The sequence below is a fragment of the Variovorax sp. P4_D9 genome, from assembly GCF_056401695.1.
Genome location: NZ_JBFUIU010001216.1, coordinates 1 through 2,053, shown reverse-complemented (window position 1 = coordinate 2,053; position 2,053 = coordinate 1). Strand labels below are relative to the sequence as shown.

Sequence of the window (2,053 nt, the reverse complement as noted above, 5' to 3'; positions counted from 1 at the left end):
GACTCACCATGCGGCTGGCGGCCACGATATGGCGGGTGTCGATGCCCATCTCGAGGCCGAAGTAGTCCTTGCGGGTCTTCACCGCCATCACGATCTCTTCGAGCGAGCAGTTGCCGGCGCGCTCGCCCAGGCCGTTGATGGTGCACTCGACCTGCCGGGCGCCGCCGATCTTCACGCCGGCCAGCGAGTTGGCGACCGCCATGCCCAGATCGTTGTGGCAATGCACCGACCAGATCGCCTTGTCGCTGTTCGGGATCCGTTCGCGCAGGGTCTTGATGAAGTTGCCGTAGAGCTCGGGAACCGCATAGCCCACGGTGTCCGGCACGTTGATCGTGGTGGCGCCCTCGTCAATCACCGCCTCAAGCACCCGGCACAGGTAGTCGGGATCGCTGCGGTAGCCGTCCTCGGGACTGAACTCGACGTCGGCCACTAGGTTGCGCGCGAAGCGCACCGCCAGCCGCGCCTGCTCGAACACCTCGTCGGGCGTCATGCGCAGCTTCTTCTCCATGTGCAGCGGCGAGGTCGCGATGAAGGTGTGGATGCGCGCGTTGGCCGCCCCCTTGAGCGCCTCGGCCGCGCGCGAGATGTCGCGGTCGTTGGCGCGCGACAGGCCGCACACGGTCGACTCCTTGATCGCCTTGGCGATCGCGCTCACGGCGTCGAAGTCGCCATTCGAGCTGGCCGGGAAGCCGGCCTCGATGACGTCCACCCGCAGCCGCTCGAGCTGGCGCGCGATCCGCAGCTTCTCGTCCTTGGTCATGGAGGCACCTGGCGACTGCTCGCCATCGCGCAGGGTGGTGTCGAAAATGATCAGTTTGTCAGCCATCGGGGATCTCCTTGTCGAGGACGCGCCCGAGGGGGCACGCCCGTTCGCCGCCTTAGGCGGATTCAGCCACGGATTGTGCGCTGCGCGCGCCCTTTGCCCRCGCCCGGGTCAACCCCGAAACGATGGCCTTGAGCGAAGCGGAAATGATATTGGCGTCGATGCCGACGCCGAACAGCGTCATCGATTCGTCGACGCGCAGCTCGAGGTAGGCCACCGCCTGCGCGTCGGCGCCGGCGCCGATCGCATGCTGGTGGTAGTCGATCACGCGGATCGCGTGCCCGGTGGTGCCGGCCAAAGCGTGGATGAAGGCGTCGATCGGCCCGTTGCCGCGCCCTTCGACGCGGCAAATGTCGCCCTCCCACGGCAAGTCGGCGTGCAGCAGCACCGTGGCGGCCGCGCCCTCGCCCTGCTCCTCGAGCACCTGGTGCTGCGGACCGTTATCGTCGCGCACGCCGTATTCGCGCTCGAACAGCGCATAGAGGTCGGCGGCCGTGAGTTCCTTGCCGGCGACATCCATCACGCGCTGCACGGCCTGGCTGAATTCCATCTGCAGGCGGCGCGGCAGTTCGAGCCCGAACTCGCTCTCGAGCAGGTAGGCGATGCCGCCCTTGCCCGACTGGCTGTTGACGCGGATCACCGCTTCGTAGCTGCGGCCGACATCCTTCGGGTCGATCGGCAGGTAGGGCATGTCCCAGATGTCGCCGTCCTTGCGGGCGCTGAAGGCCTTCTTGATCGCGTCCTGGTGCGAGCCCGAGAACGAGGTGTAGACCAGGTCGCCGACGTACGGATGGCGCGGGTGCACGGGCAATTGGTTGCAATGCTCGACGGTCGCGCGGATCTCGTCGATGTTCGAGAAGTCGAGTTCGGGCGAAACACCCTGCGTGTACAGGTTGAGCGCGACGTTCACGAGGTCGAGGTTGCCGGTGCGCTCGCCGTTGCCGAACAGGCAGCCCTCGAGGCGGTCGGCCCCGGCCATCAAGGCGAACTCGCCGGCCGCCGTGCCGGTGCCGCGGTCGTTGTGCGGATGCACCGACAGTACGATCGCATCGCGTCGCGCAAGGTTGCGGTGCATCCACTCGATCATGTCGGCGAAGATGTTCGGCGTCGAATGCTCGACCGTCGACGGCAGGTTGACGACGCACTTGCGCTCGGGCGTGGGCGCCCAGACCTCGGTCACGGCATCGACGACGCGCTTGGAGAAGGCCAGGTCGGTGCCCGAGAACATCT

At 67.0% G+C, this 2,053-nt stretch carries 2 protein-coding genes; both read right to left on the bottom strand.

Annotated elements, in window-relative coordinates; genetic code table 11:
* The coding region (locus AC1DY5_RS53165; RefSeq protein ID WP_478122273.1) for a 2-isopropylmalate synthase at positions 1-826 on the bottom strand (826 nt) is incomplete at its 3' end.
* A gap of 52 nt (positions 827-878) precedes the next feature.
* Positions 879-2,053: 2-isopropylmalate synthase (locus AC1DY5_RS53160; RefSeq protein ID WP_478122272.1), on the bottom strand; the 1,175-nt coding region annotated here is incomplete at its 5' end.